This window comes from Actinomadura sp. NPDC000929 (assembly GCF_040492065.1).
GTDB classification, from domain to species: domain Bacteria; phylum Actinomycetota; class Actinomycetes; order Streptosporangiales; family Streptosporangiaceae; genus Spirillospora; species Spirillospora verrucosospora.
The window spans coordinates 1-2,308 of sequence record NZ_JBEUPA010000314.1; the positions used below are offsets into that span (position 1 = coordinate 1).

Below are 2,308 nucleotides of genomic sequence, written 5' to 3' on the forward strand. Positions count from 1 at the left end.
GCCGCCGCCCACCGGTGCGCCACCGGTTCGACCGCGGCCTCGGCGGCGCGGGAGGCGGCGGGGTCGTCCAGCAGGGCGGTGGCGACGGCGACGGGCACCGGCCAGTACGGGCCGGGCAGCGCGTCGATCATGCGGAGCTCCAGCCAGCCGCGCGGACGGACCGGCGGGAACAGCGTGGACAGGTGGTAGGCGAGGTCGTCCTCGCCGGGCTCCCCCTTGGCCAGCCACTCCAGGAAGGACATGCCGGGGGCGGGCACCCATTCGTCGTCCGGGGTGTGGACGAGCATGACCTGGGCGTCGAGCGCGTACCGCGTCCACGCCTCGGCGGGGTCGCCGTCCGCCCCGTCCCGCAGCACCGGCAGCGTGCGGCACGGGTCGAGCTCGGTCCAGATGCCCTGCCGGGACGAGCGCATCCCGGTGCGGCGGCCGGCCCGCAGCGGCGAATTGGCGAACGCGGCGACCAGCACCGGCCCGAGCGCGTGCACGAGCCGCCAGCGGCGGGCCGCGTCCGCGTCGTCGGCGCCGATGTCCAGGTTCACCTGGACCGACGCGGTCGAGCACATCATCGCCAGCCCCGCGTCGTGGAATCCGCCCGCGCAGAAGTAGTCCCGCATGCACGCGTACCGGGGGTGGTCGGCCTGGAACCGGGGCGCGCGGACGGGATCGACGCCGTGCCCGGCGAGCGCGAGCCCCTCCGGTGCGAGCGCGTCCCGCACGTGGGCGACGTCCCGGCCGAGGGCTGCGGTCAGGTCGCCCAGCGTCCCGAACGGGGCGGAGCTGAGTTCGAGCTGGCCGCCCGGCTCGTAGGTCACCTTGCTCCCGCCGGGCGGCGGGCCCGCCCCGGCCACGAGGGCCCGCACCCGCTCGGCGGGCACGTGGGCGGCCGGGTCGACCGCGTCGACCACGAGCCACTCGGTCTCCGCGCCGACCGTCCCGGGCGGGCCGGTCTTGAAGCAGACTCCGCGAATGTGCTGGTAGACGTCGTCCACTGTGAGCCGGGTCACCATTGACTCCTCGGGTATCGATAACGGGTTCGAACCTTCCCTGCTGAACCGGATCAGGAATCAGCGGTTTTTCGGGAAGTTTCTTAAATCTCCGTGAACGTCACCGTCCGCAGCACTCACTGCTACCTTCCGTGCTATTCGACGCTTTGTCCGATCCCTGGCTTCTCAGGGGTCGACCGGAGCCGCTAGAGTCCCCTGGCCAGCGATATGCACGTTTTGCCGGAAGTGAAACCGGACGGAGACGGGGGGTCACATGGGCGGAGACCTGGGCTCGCTCTACGACGCGCACGCCGACCGCCTGTACGCCTACTGCTGGTCGCTCGTCGGCGACCAGCTCGCGGCGGCGGCCGTGGGCGACACCTTCAGCGCGGCCGTGCACCAGCCGCCGCGCGGCGACAGCGTGCTCTGGCTCTACTCGCTCTCCCGGACGGCGTGCGCCGAGCGCGGCGCGTTCGCCGGCGAGCCGGCCGTCGGCACCGGCGCGCGCGGTCCGCTGTTCGCCGACCCCGACCCGCTGCTGCGCGCCGCCGGGAGCCTGCGCTCCGACCACCGCGAGGTCCTGCTGCTGTGGGCGGGCGAGTGGCTCGAACCGCACGACATCGCCCGCGTGCTCGGCCTCGCTCCGGACACCGTCGCGCAGCTGTTCAACGCGGCGCGGACGCGGCTGGAGCGGGCCGTCCTCGACATCCTGATGCGCGGCGCCACCGAGGCGCGGCTCGACCTCATCTCCGCGTTCGAGAAGGGACGGCTGCCGCGGCTGCTCGCCCGGCGGGCCCCCGCGCACGCGCCCGGCTGGCTGCGCGACCAGGTCCTCGCGGCCTGCGAGGAGGAGGCCGCCCGGCCGCTGCCGAGCGTCGTCTCGCCGAGCCCGCTCGTCGTGATCGGCCCGGAGCGGGCGGACCGCCGCAGGCGCGGGGCCTCCGGCTTCGCCTCCAGGGGCCTCGGCGCGGTCGCGGGCGTCGCCGCGTCCGCCGCCGCCGTCATCGGGCTGCTGGTGTCCTGGCCCGCCGCCAAGGGCGGCAGCGCCGCCTCGCTCACGCCGACGGCGAGCAGCGGGCAGACGCATCCGGCGTCCACGTCCAGCCGCGGCGTCCCGCAGGACCCGGCGCCCGGCCTGACCGGCTCCGAGCGCGCGGACGGCGGCGCGTCGCGGAACCCGGTGACCAGCGCGTACGGCTCGCCCCCGCAGCAGGCGGGCGGGTCCCCGGATGGCCTGGTCGGCGAGGCCGATCAGTGCTCGGGCCTGGGGGAGGAAGGCCGCACCGTCCTCGGTCGGCTCGGCGCCGGTGCGGGAGCGGTGCAGG

2 protein-coding genes are annotated in these 2,308 nt (G+C 75.4%); one reads left to right on the forward strand and one right to left on the reverse strand.

The window, feature by feature from the left end; all coding sequences use genetic code 11:
- The coding region (gene egtA / locus ABWI04_RS42525) for an ergothioneine biosynthesis glutamate--cysteine ligase EgtA (protein ID WP_353835957.1) at positions 1-1,004 on the reverse strand (1,004 nt) is incomplete at its 3' end.
- Positions 1,005-1,257: 253 nt separating this feature from the next.
- Here egtA and ABWI04_RS42530 point away from each other — a divergent pair.
- The coding region (locus tag ABWI04_RS42530; RefSeq protein ID WP_502913225.1) for an RNA polymerase sigma factor at positions 1,258-2,308 on the forward strand (1,051 nt) is incomplete at its 3' end.